This is a genomic window from Klebsiella sp. LY (genome assembly GCF_004010915.1).
Taxonomy (GTDB): domain Bacteria; phylum Pseudomonadota; class Gammaproteobacteria; order Enterobacterales; family Enterobacteriaceae; genus Klebsiella; species Klebsiella quasipneumoniae.
The window spans coordinates 105035-120548 of sequence record NZ_CP022444.1; the positions used below are offsets into that span (position 1 = coordinate 105035).

The 15514-nt window shown below is 62.6% G+C and carries 14 protein-coding genes and 1 riboswitch; of the genes, 7 read left to right on the top strand and 7 right to left on the bottom strand.

Features of this window, described 5'->3' with window-relative positions:
• Window positions 1–170: 170 nt before the first annotated feature.
• The 4 genes from CE636_RS03250 to CE636_RS03265 form a co-directional block, all read right to left on the bottom strand.
• Window positions 171–1361 (bottom strand): cytochrome c biogenesis protein/redoxin, encoded by a 1191-nt coding sequence (locus CE636_RS03250; protein ID WP_017900553.1) that lies wholly within the window; start codon window positions 1359–1361, stop codon window positions 171–173.
• Window positions 1362–1463: 102 nt separating this feature from the next.
• Complete coding sequence (locus tag CE636_RS03255) at window positions 1464–2807, bottom strand: ATP-binding protein (RefSeq protein ID WP_017900552.1); 1344 nt, start codon at window positions 2805–2807, stop codon at window positions 1464–1466.
• The gene (locus tag CE636_RS03260; protein ID WP_017900551.1) at window positions 2804–3544 is read right to left on the bottom strand and encodes a response regulator; all 741 of its coding nucleotides are present in this window, start codon (window positions 3542–3544) and stop codon (window positions 2804–2806) included. The genes CE636_RS03255 and CE636_RS03260 overlap by 4 nt, the downstream gene beginning before the upstream one ends.
• 86 nt (window positions 3545–3630) lie before the next feature.
• Window positions 3631–4623 carry an alpha/beta fold hydrolase gene (locus tag CE636_RS03265; RefSeq protein WP_017900550.1) on the bottom strand — a complete coding sequence of 331 codons (993 nt, stop codon included), beginning with the start codon at window positions 4621–4623 and terminating at the stop codon, window positions 3631–3633.
• 242 nt (window positions 4624–4865) lie between these two features.
• Here CE636_RS03265 and CE636_RS03270 point away from each other — a divergent pair, with 242 nt between their 5' ends.
• The 7 genes from CE636_RS03270 (at window position 4866) to pqqF (ending at window position 11518) form a co-directional block, all read left to right on the top strand.
• Window positions 4866–5885: a dipeptidase gene (locus tag CE636_RS03270; protein WP_017900549.1), complete on the top strand. Its 1020-nt coding sequence runs from the start codon at window positions 4866–4868 to the stop codon at window positions 5883–5885.
• Between the two features lie 136 nt (window positions 5886–6021).
• Complete coding sequence (pqqA, locus tag CE636_RS03275) at window positions 6022–6093, top strand: pyrroloquinoline quinone precursor peptide PqqA (protein ID WP_002905689.1); 72 nt, start codon at window positions 6022–6024, stop codon at window positions 6091–6093.
• Between the two features lie 54 nt (window positions 6094–6147).
• The gene (pqqB, locus tag CE636_RS03280; RefSeq protein WP_017900548.1) at window positions 6148–7074 is read left to right on the top strand and encodes a pyrroloquinoline quinone biosynthesis protein PqqB; all 927 of its coding nucleotides are present in this window, start codon (window positions 6148–6150) and stop codon (window positions 7072–7074) included.
• The gene (pqqC, locus tag CE636_RS03285) at window positions 7068–7823 is read left to right on the top strand and encodes a pyrroloquinoline-quinone synthase PqqC (protein ID WP_004143685.1); all 756 of its coding nucleotides are present in this window, start codon (window positions 7068–7070) and stop codon (window positions 7821–7823) included. The genes pqqB and pqqC overlap by 7 nt, the downstream gene beginning before the upstream one ends.
• A 2-nt stretch (window positions 7824–7825) precedes the next feature.
• Window positions 7826–8104, top strand: a complete 279-nt coding sequence (gene pqqD, locus CE636_RS03290) for a pyrroloquinoline quinone biosynthesis peptide chaperone PqqD (RefSeq protein ID WP_004202592.1) — start codon at window positions 7826–7828, stop codon at window positions 8102–8104.
• Window positions 8091–9233 carry a pyrroloquinoline quinone biosynthesis protein PqqE gene (gene pqqE / locus CE636_RS03295; RefSeq protein ID WP_017900547.1) on the top strand — a complete coding sequence of 381 codons (1143 nt, stop codon included), beginning with the start codon at window positions 8091–8093 and terminating at the stop codon, window positions 9231–9233. Before pqqD ends, pqqE begins: the two co-directional genes overlap by 14 nt.
• Window positions 9233–11518 carry a pyrroloquinoline quinone biosynthesis protein PqqF gene (pqqF, locus tag CE636_RS29170; protein ID WP_017900546.1) on the top strand — a complete coding sequence of 762 codons (2286 nt, stop codon included), beginning with the start codon at window positions 9233–9235 and terminating at the stop codon, window positions 11516–11518. Before pqqE ends, pqqF begins: the two co-directional genes overlap by 1 nt.
• Here the strand turns inward: pqqF and CE636_RS03305 are convergent.
• The 3 genes from CE636_RS03305 to CE636_RS03315 form a co-directional block, all read right to left on the bottom strand.
• Window positions 11515–12252, bottom strand: a complete 738-nt coding sequence (locus CE636_RS03305) for a glutamine amidotransferase (protein ID WP_017900545.1) — start codon at window positions 12250–12252, stop codon at window positions 11515–11517. The genes pqqF and CE636_RS03305 overlap by 4 nt on opposite strands.
• A gap of 108 nt (window positions 12253–12360) precedes the next feature.
• The gene (mrdA, locus tag CE636_RS03310; RefSeq protein ID WP_017900544.1) at window positions 12361–14271 is read right to left on the bottom strand and encodes a penicillin-binding protein 2; all 1911 of its coding nucleotides are present in this window, start codon (window positions 14269–14271) and stop codon (window positions 12361–12363) included.
• Between the two features lie 221 nt (window positions 14272–14492).
• Window positions 14493–15125 carry a LysE family translocator gene (locus tag CE636_RS03315; protein WP_004202603.1) on the bottom strand — a complete coding sequence of 211 codons (633 nt, stop codon included), beginning with the start codon at window positions 15123–15125 and terminating at the stop codon, window positions 14493–14495.
• 17 nt (window positions 15126–15142) lie between these two features.
• Window positions 15143–15222, bottom strand: a riboswitch (ZMP/ZTP riboswitch).
• Between the last annotated feature and the right edge of the window lie 292 nt (window positions 15223–15514).

The following is a 15514-nucleotide window of genomic DNA, read 5'->3' on the forward strand; positions in this document are numbered from 1 at the left end:
CACCGGCAATGGATATTCTGCGCCGTTCCCGTTTCAGTGCCCGGTGGCAGCTGCGCCTTACCGGGCCTACATTCTTCCTACGCGCTCCCGTAGGCCGGGCAAGCGCAGCGCCGCCCGGCAACAGGTATAAGGCCTGGAGGGATCCATCCGCCAGAGGCCTGCGCCGCGGGTCAGGCTTTGCTCTCCTGCAACAGCTGCTGGATCACCTGCTCCTGGCGGGCATAATCCCCTTCGCCGAAGGCGGTATAGCGAAGCTGCCCGCGAGCGTCAAAAATGTAATGCGCCGGCCAGTATTGATTGCCAAAGGCGTTCCAGATGCTGTACTCATTATCCGCCACCACCGGGTAGGTTATCCGCCACTCCTTCACCGCCTGGCGAAGCAGCGGCAGCGAACGCTCCCAGGGATATTCAGGAGTATGCACGCCAATCACCACCAGCCCGGCCGCGCGGTATTTGTTCGCCCAGTCGCGCACGTAAGGCAGGGTATGCTGGCAGTTGATGCACTCCCGGGTCCAGAAATCCACCAGCACCACTTTGCCCTTCAGACGCTCCGGGGTTAACGCCGGGCTATTGAGCCATGCGCTGCCCCCCACCAGCGAAGGCATGGCGCTGCTGGGCTCGGGCATAGCGATCGGTTGCAGAACCGTTTTCTGCGTCGGCTGCGGCAGACGGGCGGCCAGCCGCTGCTCCAGCGCCTGACTCCACCCTCCCGCGCTTTGCAAATAGCGGTCGCCGCCGCTGGCGATCAGCGCCACCGAGGCCAGCATCGCCACCCCCGCCAGCCGGCGCAGCCGTTCGCCGAACGCCAGCCCGAAACGCAGACGGGCAATCAACCCCGCGCCGCACCACCCGAGCAGGAATAACATCAGCGCCCCGCCGCTGCCGTAGGCCAGCAGCAACCCACCGGTGGTCGCCTGGCCCGGATGCACAAAGCCCAGGCTCAGTATCGCCCCCAGTACCGGCCCGGCGCACGGCGCCCACAGCAGACCCACCGCCAGCCCGGCCAGCAACGAACCGATCCAGCCGCGCTGGCGTGAGCTGGCGTCGTTAAGCTGATTCCCCAGCGCCACCAGCGGTGAAGTCAGCCGCTGTGCGATGCGCTGCGAAAGCAGACTCAGCCCGACAAGGGCGAAGAACGCCAGCGCCAGGCTGCGTCCAACCAGAGTCAGATTGACCACCCAGCCGCTGGCGACCGTCACCAGCCACGAGACAACGCCGAACATCAGCGCCATTCCCGCCAGCATGATCGCCAGCTGCCCCCGGCGGCCCCGGACGCTGGCGAACAGCAGCGGGATCACCGGCAGCGTACAGGGGCTCAGCAGGGTTAACATCCCGCCGAAAAACGCAATTAATATCGACATCGCCTTCTCCTCATTGTGTCGTCGCTGCCGGGAGTGGCAGCCACGACATTACAGCAAGGAGATGTAGGGCGGATGTGTCAGGAAAGCGGGAGAATTGTCGGCTTAGTTTTCCAACTGCGCCGGAGATACAGCAGGATACAATCCCTGCGCGGCGAGACGCACGCTGGCGTCCAGGCCGCCCTGCGGGCGGTTGGACAGGCGCAGCGTGCCGTTCATCTGGCTGACCAGCTGCGCGGCGATCGCCAGTCCCAGACCGGTGCCGCCGGTATCGCGATTGCGCGAGTCCTCCAGGCGAAAAAAGGGCTGCAGCACCGCCTGCAGCGACGCCTCAGGGATCCCCGGCCCCTCATCCAGCACATGGATAGTGATATCCCCGACGGCGTCGCGGGTCAGGGTTACCGTTACCGTGGCGCCGAATTTCAGCCCGTTATCGATAAGGTTAGTCATCACCCGGCGCAGGGCCTGCGGTGGGATCCACACCACCCCGGCGCTCTCCTCGGGGCAAAACCGCACCGGCCGGCCAACGTCGGCATAATCGCAGGCGATACTGTCGAGAAAGGCGTCAAGGTTCAGCCGCTGGCGCGCCTCCGCCAGCGGCTGCGAGGTGCGAGCGAAGGCGATACCTTCGCGCACCAGGCGGGTCATATTGTCGAGATCCTGCAGCAGTTTGTCGCGCAGTTCCGGCTGATCGGCCATCTCCACCCGCAGCTTCATCCGGGTGATCGGCGTTTGCAGATCGTGGGAGATGGCGGCGAGGATCCGCGCCCGCTCCTGCAGATGATCGTGGATGCGGGTCTGCATCGCATTAAACGCGCGGGCGGCACGGCGCACCTCCTCCGGCCCCTGCTCGGCCATGGTTCCCGCCGTGTCGCTAGCCGGCTCAAGCGCATTCACCGCATGGGTAAAACGGGTGATGGGCAGCAGTACCTGGCGAACCGCGTACCAGGCGCAGGCCAGCAGGAGGACAAACTGAGCGATCAGCACCACCGGTAGCCAGCGGGCGATGGGCGGTAGCTTCGGCCACAGGTCGAGGGTCAAGGGGGCGCCATCGTGGAGGGTGATATGGGCCTGGATATGCTGACGCGGACCAGGGATCGCCACAATACTCACCGGATATTGCGCGCTCAGCGCCTCCTGCAGGGAGCGCGCCGCGTCCCGGGCGCGCCAGCTGTCCGGGTAGTCGCCGCGTTCGCCGGCGTCCAGCTGATAGCGGTAGTTGCCGCGCGCCAGCTTCGGCAGCCATTGCGGGCGTTCAGCGGGCGGCAGACGGTCGAGGATCGCCACGCTGGTGGCGACATCAGACGCCAGATTGCCCAGCATCACACTGCGGGCGCTGCTCATTCGCTCATAAAACAGCAGCGACAGGGTTAAGGTGTTCGCCAGCAGCAGCGCCAGAAACAGCAGCGCCATCAGCCTCGACTGCAGCGAGACGGGCCAGAACCTCATTCATGCCTCTCGCGGATGGAGACCGGGACCGACAGCACATAGCCTTCGCTGCGCACCGTCTTAATATAGGCCGGCTCCCGGGCATCCTCCCGCAGGCGCTGACGCAGTCGGCTCACCAGCAGGTCGATTGACCGTTCGAACAGTTCGGCGTCGCGTCCCTGGGTCAGATTAAGCAGCTGATCGCGGTTCAGCACCCGCTGGGGATGGTCGAGAAACACCCGCAGCAGTCGATATTCCGCCCCGCTGAGGGCGACAATCGCCCCGCTGTCGTCCAGCAGATGGCGGGCGGCGGTATCGAGCAGCCAGTCGCCAAACGCGATCAGCCTGCCCGCCTCGGTGATCTGCAGGTTGGGCGGCAGCGCCCGGGTGCGGCGTAAAATGGCCTTGATGCGCGCCAGCAGTTCGCGGGCCACAAAGGGCTTCACCAGATAGTCGTCCGCCCCCATCTCGAGGCCGAGGATCCGGTCGCTGTCGTCGGTGCGGGCGGTGAGCATCAGCACCGGAATATCCTGCTGCGGGTTAGCGCGCAGCTGGCGACAGAGCGTTAAGCCATCCTCGCCCGGCATCATGATATCCAGCACAATCAGGTCGATTTGATGGTTTTTGAGCACCGACCACATGGCTTTGCCGTTCGCCGCGCCGCTGGCGCGGTATCCCGATTTTTCCAGATAGTCGACAATCAGTTCCCGGATGTCGCGGTCGTCATCGACGACCAGGATGTGGTCAATACGCTCCAAAGGCTGCTCCTGCGGCAAAATAAACTCTTCACAAGCATAAGCCGTGTTGCCGGAAGCGCAACGTCGCGCCGCCGGCAAGTCGCGGGTTACAACCGATCGGCGTCCACCACCGCCTGCACAAACGCCGTCGGATCCTCCTGCGGCGGGTTATGGCCCACCGCCCCCGGCAGATCCCGGTGCTCATATTTACCGGTAAATTTGGCCCGGTAGCTGGCCGGAGCCGGATGCGGCGCGCCGTTATTCGCCCCTTCCAGAGTGATGGTGGGCACGGTTATCGGCGGCAGCGCCGCCAGCCGTTGTTCATAGCCGGCATACTTCGCTTCCCCCTTCTCCAGCCCCAGGCGCCAGCGGTAGTTGCTGATGGTGATCGCCACGTGGTCCGGGTTATCCAGCGCCCGGGCGGTTTTGGCAAAGGTCGCGTCGCTGAATTGCCACTGCGGAGACGCCTGATGCCAGATAAATTTCGCAAAGTCGTGGGTGTTCTGCCGGTAACCGGCTTCGCCGCGCGGGGTGGCAAAATAGAACTGATACCACCACGACAGCTCCGCCTGCGGCGGCAGCGGTTTTTCGCCAATCTGCTGACTGCTGATCAGATACCCGCTCACCGAGACCAGGGATTTCACCCGCTGCGGCCACAGCGCGGCGACGATATCCGCCGTGCGCGCCCCCCAGTCAAAGCCGGCCAGATCTGCCTGCCTGATGTTCAGGGCGTCCATCAAATGGACAATATCGGCCGCCATCGCCGACGGCTGACCATTACGCGGCGTTTTCGCCGACAGGAAACGGGTGGCGCCGTAGCCGCGCAGATACGGCACAATCACCCGGTAACCCTTCTGCGCTAAAGCCGGCGCCACCTGGGCATAGCTCTGAATATCGTAGGGCCAGCCGTGCAGCAGAATCACCGGCTGGCCGTCCCGCGGACCGATATCCACGTAGCCAATATTCAGATCGCCAGCGTGGATCTGGTGGATGTTGTCGAACGCCCCCGCGTCTTCAGCGGCGCAAACGGCGGCGGACCACAGGGTGGATAACCCCAGCGCCGCGGCGCTGGTATACCGGATCAGGGATAATCTGTTCATCGCTTTCTCACCTTTTATCTTCGTCAAGAGAGTACGTGACCAGTTAAGCGGAAATTTGTATCCGCCATGTGCCCGACCGGGGCCATTTTTATCTCTTAATGTCAGGGACCCGCCGCAGGATACAGTGTGATACACCGTTCACGTTGGCAATTGTTGCGGGCTTGTGAATTTCTGCTTGCCCCCGGGCATAAATCCGCTACCGTGTCAGCCATTTTTACCACCTGATAACCCAGGAGCCCGCTATGGCGATTTTTGATGGTCACAATGACCTGCTGCTGAATCTTTGGCTTCACCATCGCGAGGATCCGGTGACCGCCTTCTTTGCCGGGGTAGAGAACGGCCACCTCGATTATCCGCGTATTCTCCAGGGCGGTCTGGCCGGCGGCCTGTTCGCCCTCTTTGTGCCGCCGCAGGAGTACATCGCCCGTATGGCGCCGCAGTACGCCAGCCAGGCGTGGGATCCCTTAACGATCCTCTGGCAGCAGCTGGCTATTCTCAAGGCGATTTGCGCCCATGACGCCAGCCGCGCCCGGCTGTGCCTGAGCGCGGCGGATATCGAACGCTGTCGTCAGGATAAGGCGCTGGCGATGGTGGCGCACATCGAAGGCGCCGGCGGGTTCGACGCGCAAGGCGACGATCTGCAGGACTTTTATCGCGCCGGGGTGCGCAGCATCGGTCCGTTCTGGAATATCGCTAATCGCTTCGGCTGCGGGGTCACCGGCGCCTTTCCCGGCAGCCCGGACAGCGGGCCGGGTCTTACCGGCGAGGGCATCGCGCTCATCGCCCAGGCCAACGCCCTGAAGATGCAGATCGATGTTTCGCACATGAATGAACAGGCTTTTTGGGATACCGCCCACCATTCCACCGCCCCGCTGGTGGCCACCCACTCCAATGCCCACGCCCTGTGCCCGCAGCCGCGCAACCTGACCGATCGGCAACTGCGGGCGATCCGCGACAGCGGCGGCGTAGTGGGCGTCAATTTCGGCAACGCCTTCCTGCGCGCCGACGGACGGCGCGATAGCGACACGCCCATCGCCACCATCGTCCGGCATATCGACTATCTTATTAACATAATGGGTGAGGATCATGTGGCCCTCGGTTCGGATTTTGACGGCGTCACCCTGCCGGACGCGCTGGGGGATGTGGCCGGCTTACCGCGGCTTATCAATACCTTGCGCGCTAGCGGCTATGATCAATTGGTGCTGGATAAGCTGCTGTGGCGTAACTGGCTGCGGGTATTAAAACATGTTTGGCAACAATAGGTTATATTGTAAACATAAAGTTAAATCCTTACAGATTCCGGGTTGATCTCTCACCCGGTGAAGCGCAATATGCGGCGGCCGTCACAGATCCTGCATTATCCGTGAGGCCTGTGGTCATTTTTAAGAGGAACAAAACATGTGGAAGAAACCTGCTTTTATCGATTTACGTCTCGGTTTGGAAGTGACGCTGTACATTTCTAACCGCTAATCGCCCCGCCCGCCGTTCGCGCGGGCATCTTTTTACATTACCCGGTCCGTCTTCATGTTCATTAAAGTCCTCGGTTCCGCCGCCGGCGGCGGTTTCCCGCAATGGAACTGCAACTGCGCCAACTGCCAGGGTCTGCGCGACGGCACGATCCAAGCCAGCGCCCGCACCCAGTCGTCGATCATCGTCAGCGATAACGGTCAGGAGTGGGTGCTGTGCAACGCCTCGCCGGATATCAGTCAGCAGATCGCCCACACGCCCGAGTTAAATAAAGCCGGCGTGCTGCGCGGAACGCATATCGGCGGCATTATTCTCACCGACAGCCAGATCGACCACACCACCGGGTTACTGAGCCTGCGCGAAGGCTGCCCGCACCAGGTGTGGTGCACCCCGGAGGTCCATGAGGATCTCTCCACCGGTTTCCCGGTGTTTACCATGCTTCGACACTGGAATGGCGGCCTGGTGCATCACCCCATCGCGCCGCAGCAGCCTTTTACCGTTGACGCCTGTCCTGATTTGCAGTTTACCGCGGTGCCTATCGCCAGCAACGCGCCGCCCTATTCACCGTATCGCGACCGGCCGCTGCCGGGCCATAACGTGGCGCTGTTTATCGAAAACCGCCGCAACGGGCAGACGCTGTTCTACGCACCGGGGCTCGGTGAACCGGATAAGAGCATTCTGCCATGGCTGCAAAAAGCGGATTGTCTGCTGATCGATGGCACCGTCTGGCAGGATGACGAACTGCAGGCCACCGGCGTTGGGCGCAATACCGGCCGCGATATGGGCCACCTGGCGCTCGGTGATGAGCACGGGATGATGGCCCTGCTGGCCTCCCTGTCGGCAAAACGTAAAATTCTTATTCATATCAATAACACCAACCCGATCCTTAACGAGCGGTCTCCCCAGCGCCAGGCGCTGACGCAACAGGGGATTGAAGTGAGCTGGGACGGGATGGCTATCACCCTTCAGGAAACCGCATGCTGATCACCGACACGCTGTCGCCGCAGGCCTTTGAAGAGGCCCTGCGGGCCAAAGGCGCCTTCTACCATATTCACCACCCTTACCACATTGCCATGCATAACGGCGACGCGACCCGCGAGCAAATTCAGGGCTGGGTGGCGAACCGGTTTTACTACCAGACCACCATTCCGCTGAAAGACGCGGCGATCATGGCCAACTGCCCGGACGCGCAGACCCGGCGCAAATGGGTGCAGCGGATCCTCGACCACGATGGCAGCCATGGCGAGGACGGCGGGATTGAAGCCTGGCTGCGGCTGGGAGAAGCGGTCGGTCTGAGCCGCGACGATCTGCTCAGCGAGCGCCACGTCTTGCCCGGCGTGCGCTTCGCGGTGGATGCCTATCTTAATTTCGCCCGTCGCGCCTGCTGGCAGGAGGCGGCCTGCAGCTCTCTGACCGAGCTGTTCGCCCCGCAGATCCATCAGTCGCGCCTCGACAGTTGGCCGCAGCACTACCCGTGGATCAAAGAGGAAGGCTATTTTTACTTCCGCAGCCGTCTGAGCCAGGCCAACCGCGACGTGGAGCATGGCCTGGCGCTGGCGAAGGCCTACTGCGACAGCGCTGAAAAACAGAACCGGATGCTGGAGATCCTGCAGTTTAAGCTCGACATTTTATGGTCGATGCTTGACGCCATGACCATGGCCTATGCCCTGCAGCGCCCGCCCTATCATACGGTCACCGACAAGGCGGCCTGGCACACGACCCGACTGGTGTAACCATGCAAAAAACCTCCATCGTCGCCTTTCGTCGCGGCTACCGTCTGCAGTGGGAAGCTGCCCAGGAGAGCCATGTGATCCTCTATCCGGAGGGAATGGCTAAACTCAATGAGACCGCCGCGGCGATCCTCGAGCTGGTCGATGGCCGGCGCGACGTCGCGGCAATTATCGCCGTGCTCAACGAACGCTTCCCGGAAGCCGGTGGCGTCGATGACGACGTCATCGAGTTCCTGCAGATAGCCTGTCAACAGAAGTGGATCACCTGCCGTGAGCCAGAGTAAACCCGCCGTCAATCCGCCGCTGTGGCTGCTGGCGGAGCTAACCTACCGCTGCCCGCTGCAGTGCCCCTACTGTTCGAATCCGCTGGACTTCGCCCAACAGGACAAGGAGCTGACCACCGAACAATGGATCGAGGTCTTTCGCCAGGCGCGGGCGATGGGCAGCGTACAGCTGGGCTTTTCCGGCGGCGAGCCGCTGACCCGTAAAGATCTGCCAGAGCTGATCCGCGCCGCGCGCGACCTCGGATTCTATACCAACCTGATCACCTCCGGCATAGGGCTGACGGAGAGCAAACTTGACGCCTTCAGCGAGGCCGGGCTGGACCATATCCAGATTAGCTTCCAGGCCAGCGATGAGGTGCTCAACGCTGCGCTGGCCGGTAACAAAAAAGCCTTCCAGCAGAAGCTGGCGATGGCCAGGGCGGTAAAAGCGCGCGACTACCCGATGGTGCTCAACTTCGTTCTTCACCGGCACAACATCGATCAGCTGGATAAAATTATCGCGCTGTGCATTGAGCTGGAAGCGGATGACGTTGAGCTGGCCACCTGCCAGTTCTACGGTTGGGCGTTCCTCAATCGCGAGGGGCTGCTGCCGACCCGGGAACAGATCGCCCGCGCCGAGCAGGTGGTCGCCGACTACCGGCAGAAAATGGCCGCCAGCGGCAATCTCACCAACCTGCTGTTTGTCACCCCGGACTATTACGAAGAGCGGCCGAAAGGCTGCATGGGCGGCTGGGGATCGATTTTCCTCAGCGTCACCCCGGAAGGCACCGCCCTGCCGTGCCACAGCGCGCGTCAGCTGCCGGTGGCGTTTCCGTCGGTGCTGGAGCAGAGCCTGGAGTCGATCTGGTATGACTCGTTCGGCTTCAATCGCTACCGCGGGTATGACTGGATGCCGGAGCCGTGCCGCTCCTGTGATGAAAAAGAGAAAGACTTCGGCGGCTGCCGCTGCCAGGCCTTTATGCTGACCGGCAGCGCCGATAACGCCGACCCGGTGTGCAGCAAATCGCCGCATCATCACAAAATCCTCGACGCCCGGCGCGAAGCGGCCTGCAGCGACATAAAAGTCAGCCAGCTGCAGTTCCGCAACCATACCCGCTCGCAGCTGATCTACAAAACCCGGGACCTGTAATGACGCTGGCGACACGCACCGTCACGTTGCCGGGCGGCCTGCAGGCCACCCTGGTCCATCAGCCGCATGCCGATCGCGCCGCGGCCCTGGCGCGGGTCGCCGCCGGCAGCCACCACGAACCATCGCGCTTTCCCGGTCTGGCGCACCTGCTGGAGCATCTGCTGTTTTACGGCGGTGAGCGCTACCGGGATGATGACCGGCTGATGGGCTGGGTGCAGCGCCAGGGCGGAAGCGTGAATGCCACCACCCTGGCCCGCCACAGCGCGTTCTTTTTCGAGGTCGCCGCCGATGGTCTGGCTGACGGTGTCGCGCGTCTACAGGAGATGCTGCAGGCGCCGCGGCTGCTCAGGGAAGATATTCAGCGTGAAGTGGCGGTGATTGACGCCGAGTACCGCCTGATCCAGCAGCATGAGCCGTCGCGCCGGGAAGCCGCCGTGCGCCACGCCGCCAGCGCGCCCGCGGCCTTTCGCCGCTTTCAGGTAGGCAACGCCGACGCGCTGGCGGGCGATCTCCCTGCACTGCAGGCGGCGTTACGTGATTTTCACCGCACCCATTACGTCGCCCGGCGGATGCAGCTCTGGCTGCAAGGGCCGCAGTCGCTGGAGGCGCTCGGCGAGCTGGCGGCCCGTTTCGCCGTCGGGCTTGCCGCAGGCGAGGCTCCACCGCCGGCGCCGCCGCTGCGCCTGGGCGAGTCCACTGCACTGCAGCTGGCGGTCTCCAGCCAGCCCGCGCTGTGGCGCTGCCCGCTGATCGCCTTAAGTGACAACGTCACGTTATTGCGCGAGTTTTTGCTTGATGAAGCCCCTGGCAGCCTGATGGCCGGGCTGCGCCAGCGTGGCCAGGCGCAAGAGGTGGCGCTGAGCTGGCTGTATCAGGATCGGCACGTCGGCTGGCTGGCGCTGGTCTTCGCCAGCGACCGGCCGGAACAGGTCGACCAGCAGATAACCCACTGGCTGCAGGCGCTACGGCAGACGACGCCAGACCAGCAGCAACACTACTATCAGCTGTCCTGGCGCCGTTTTCAAACGCTGTCGCCCCTCGATCAGCTGCGCCAGCGGGCATTCGGCTTTGCCCCCGGCGGGCCGCCCGTCGGGTTCGCCGATTTTTGCGCCGCCCTGCAGGCCGCCCCCACGGTCAGCCTGGCCTGCCAGACCATTTCCCCAGGGGAGCCTGTTGCCACCCAGGGCTTTAGCCTGCCGCTTAGCCGGTGGTGGCGCCGCCCGGTCTCTGACCCGGCGCTGGAATTCGCTTTTTATCCGCAAGCCGCTGGCGGCCTCGCCGCGGAAAACCCGGAGAAAGCTGCGCCGCTGCTCCACCTCCCGTCACCGGGCGAGCCGCCGAGGCTCCTGCTCCGACCGCCCTTCTACTGCTCGTCCGATCTGGCCGAAGGGCTGGCGCGCGGGGAACAGCTGCGCCCGCTGCTCGCCGCGCTCCGCCACGCCGGGGGCCGCGGCGAGTGGCATCGCGTCGACGGCAGCTGGCAGTTGCTCCTGCAGTGGCCAGCGTCCGGCCAACGGCCGGCGGCGATTCTGCAGGCCATTGTGCGGCAGCTCGCACTCCCGGTCGCCCCGCTGGCCCCGCCGCCGGAGAGTATTGCTATCCGTCATCTCATGGCTTTGCTCCCCGATCGGTTGGGCGCATCAGAGCTTCAGGAAGGTTGGCTGGCGGCCCTGACCGGCGGCAGCGCAGAGGATGCGCAGTGGATCGCGCGCCAGCTGAGCCTGCTTAGCGCCCGGGTTAACCCGCCGGGCAACCTCCCCGTCCCCTGCCGCCGCGGCGTCGAACGGCTGACTTTCCCCGGGGGCGATACAGCGCTGCTGGTCTTTATTCCGCTGCCGGAAGGCGCCTCGCTGGCGGCCCTGCGGGTGCTGGCGCAGCGCTGTGAGCCACTCTTTTTCCAGCGCCTGCGGGTGGAGCAGCAGATCGGCTATGTGGTGAGCTGCCGCTATCAGCGCGTCGCCGATCGCGACGGGCTGCTGATGGCGCTCCAGTCCCCGGATCGCCGCGCCGTGGCGCTGCTGCGCTGTTGCAACACCTTTTTGCGCCAGCTGCCGCCGCTTGATGAAGCGACCTTCAGGCCGCTACAGCAGCGCCTGGCCGCACAGGTTCGCACCCGGACGCCGCCCGAGGCGCAAGCGCTGGCCGTCCTGCGTCAGAAGTATGGTTTAGCGGAGCTGACGCCGCAGGCGGCTGACGCGCTGCGCGTTGAAGAGGTCGACGACCTGGCCTACGAGATGTCCCGCCGTCGTCGCCGCTGGCGGGTACTGTTCACTGCCGGGGATTAATGGCCGGGGGCATCAGGGGGCAGATAGGCACTGACGAAGCGCGAGAGGATCGCCGCGGCCTGCGGGCTCTCCTGCACTTCATCGTGTAATCGTTTCGCGTCGATGCCCTCCGCCTGCAGCACCGCCTCCCGGTAGCGGATCAGCGAGCGGGCAATCGGCGCGGTGAATTCCGGGTGAAACTGCGTGGAGACCGCGTGCGGCCCGTAGCGCACGATCTGGTGGGGATCGTGGGAGGTTGCGGCCAGCACCGTGGCCCCCTCCGGCAGACGGGTCACGGTTTGCAAATGGCTCAGATGCGCGGGAAATGCGGCCGGCAGGCCCCGCAGCAGCGGGTCGTCGACACCCCACGGCGATAGCGAAACAGTCTGGCTGCCGCTTTCCCGTCCGGCGGGATGATACGCCACCTCGCCCCCCAGGGCATGAGCCATCAGCTGATGGCCATAGCAAACGCCGAACAGCGGCATGCCGATAGCCACCGCCTGACGGATCCAGTCGGCGGTCCGTTCGCTCCATGCCAGACGGTCGGTCACCATCGCCCAGGAGCCGGTCAGCACCGCCACCGTCTGGCGATCCGGCGCCGGCAGCGGCTCGTCCTCAAACACCCGTACCGCGGTGAGCTGCGCCTGCCACGGCGCCAACAGCGTGCGGAACCAGCGCGGCAGATCGCCATGCTCCTCACGGATGGCTGCCGGCGGCGTCCCGGTCTGAACCAGCAATAATCGGTTACGTGTCACCCTTCCTCCTCGTTCGTCATGTTCCCTAAAATACTATGCCGCCGGGAAGATGATGGGACAAATAACCAATTTCTATGAACGATGCGCCTGCGGAATAAGTCCAGCCGCTTACTGGGCGTCCGCGCTCTCCCGCTGCGGCACGTCGGCTGCGGCCGCCGGCGCCTGCTGCGGGACAAAAATATGGTCCAGAATGGCGCGCGCCGTCGGTCCGGCCACCACCCCATCCCCGCCGCCGTTCTCCAGGATTAGCGCCATCGCCACCTTCGGATGCTGATAAGGGGCAAACAGGGTATAGAAGATGTGATCCCGCAGACGCACCGGGATCATTTTGGCGTTATAGGTCTGGTTTTGCTTCAGACTGAACACCTGCGAAGTCCCGGACTTCGCCGCAATCTGGTACGGCGCGGTATGGAACAGCTTGTAGCCGGTGCCGTTGGGCAGATTCGCCATCCCATACATGCCGTTGCGCACAATGCCCCAGTACGGGGATTTTGGATCGCCCACCTGCGGCAGGTTCGCCGGCTGCTGATAGCGTTCCACATGATTGCCCTGCTTCATCGAATAGAGCAGATGCGGGTCCTGCACCTTACCGTTGTTCAGGAGCGTGGTGAGCGCTTTCACCATCTGGATGGGGGTGGCGATCCAGTATCCCTGGCCGATACCGACGGAGATGGTATCCCCCTGGTACCAGGGCTTTTTATGCACTCGCTGTTTCCACTCCCGGCTGGGCAGCACCCCGCTATACTCCTCATTGAGATCGATGCCGGTGGACTGGCCGTAGCCGAATTTGCTCAGCCACTCATGGATCCGGTCGATGCCCATCTCGAAGGCAACCTGGTAGAAAAAGGTGTCCGCCGACTCTTCAATGGCTTTGGTCACGTTGAGCATGCCGTGGCCGGTTTTCAGCCAGTCGCGGTAGCGACGCTGCGTGCCCGGCAGGGTCCACGTCGGCGCCCCGAAGAAGGTGGTGTTCGGCGTGATCACACCGGCGGAGAGCGCCGACAGCGCCATATAGGGCTTCACCGTCGAGGCCGGGGGATACAGCCCCTGGGTGACGCGGTTGATCAGCGGCCGGTCCGGGTTATCCAGCAGCGATTTATAGGCCTGATAGCCGATACCTTTGACGAACGGGTTAGGATCATAGCTGGGGCTGGAGACCATCGCCAGCACCCCGCCATCCCGGGGATCGACCACCACCACCGCCGCGCGCTGCCCCTTCAGTACCGACTCAATATACTGCTGCAGGTGCAGGTCAAGGGTCAGGTAGAGGTTTTTCCCGGCCACCGGCGGTACTTCTTTCAACAGACGCACCACCCGGCCGTGGTTGTCCACTTCCACCTCCTGGTAGCCAGTGGTGCCGTGGAGCGCTTTTTCGTAATAACCCTCGATCCCCTGCTTGCCGATATTGTGGTCGGCAGCATAGTTCTCCTCTTCGCCATCTTTCGCCAGCCGCTGCAGGTCGCTGTCGTTGATTTTCGACACATAGCCCACCACGTGCGCCAGCTCTGCGCCGTAGGGGTATTCACGCTGCTGATAGCTCTCCACCGTCACCCCGGGGAAACGGAATTCGTTGACCGCGAAGCGGGCCACCTCCACGTCGCTGAGGTCGGATTTGAGGGTAACCGCTTTATAGCGGCTGCTGTGGTGCATATCGTCGCGGAAGCTGGCGATGTCGTCCGGCGTCAGGTCGACAATCGGCGTCAGGGTTTGCAGCAGCGCGGCCATATCGGGAATTTTGCTCGGGATCACCTGCAGGCGATACAGGGTAATATTCTGCACCAGCGGTATGCCGTTGCGATCGAATATCAGCCCGCGGCTGGGGGCGATGGGCAGCATTTTAATATCGTTTTGGTTGGAACGGGTCTGGTAGAAATCGTGCTGCTCCACCTGCAGATGGTAGAGGTTGAAAATCAGCACGCCAAAGCAGACCACCACCAGCAGAAAGGCGATTGCGGCCCGGCGGATAAACAGCATCTCTTCCGCGGAGTGGTCGCGAATTTCATCTCTCAAAAGGGGCATTAGCGGTACATCACCTGGATCACGGGAAAAGCCAACGGCGTAACGGCCGGGAAGCATAGCCTTATCGCGGCGTTAGCCCTACTGAAAGGTTGCTAATGATCTGGCAGAAATGTTTCAGCATGTTAGAGCCTGGAGAGCCTTTCTCTGTGGCAGAAAGGCATCAGGGTGCGAGGTTAGCCAGCGACGGATATCGCTGGCCTCCCTTTTCCCGACAAACCCGGTTATTTTCTGGCCTCAAAAGCGATCTTAACCGCCATTCCGGCCAGTACCGTCGCCATCAGCCAGCGTTGAAATTGTTGCCAGCCCGGCCGCCGGCTAAGAAATAACGCCACCTGCCCGGCCAGCAAGATAATCAGGCCGTTCACCGCCACACTGATTAATACCTGAGTACAGCCTAACATTAACGACTGGCTGAGCACGCTACCGAGTCCGGGGGTGATAAACTGCGGCAGCAGGGACAAATAGAGGATAGCAACTTTGGGGTTCGCCAGGCTGGTGATAAATCCCATCAGAAACAGCTTACGCCCACTGTCCGCAGGTAATTCACGCACCGCGAATATCGGCCTCCCTCCTGGTTTTATCGCCTGCCACGCCAGATAGAGCAAATAAGCGACCCCGCATAAACGCAAGGCATCGTAGGCATAAGGGACCGCGAAAACCAACGCGGTAATGCCGAAAGCGGCACACAGCATATAGAAGAAAAAGCCCACGGCAACCCCGGCAAGGGAGATAAAGCCAGCGCGTTTTCCCTGGCAAATCGAACGCGAAGTGAGATACATCATATTGGGGCCGGGGGTTAACACTAATCCCAGCGCCACCGCGGCAAAGGCCATTAATGAAGCGAATTCAGGCATAACTTATCTCCAGATAGCGGTAATGCCCAGGCGCGCGGCGACGTCGACCATGCTCCCCAACAGTATTCTGTCTTTAGCGCCAGTCACATGGTGTCTAAGTATTAGCTTATTCTGTGTCCGCCAACAACCCCTGCGCCGGGCATTCGTTACGCTCGCTCAGCGGAAAACCCTCATCCTTTTCTCATAGTAAAATTGTCATATCTCAAACAATTAGCATTCCTTCGGCCCGATTGACGCAGATCGTTTCCTTTGCCGTCTCGTTACGTCTATGGTTAATGGTGAGGTGTATTTTTTACCCTTGGATCCGCCAGGTCATATAAGAGGGTGTTTCGCCCTTCGTTGAACGGAATTAGCTATTAAATCCGTAGACTCATTCAAATATCGCTTAT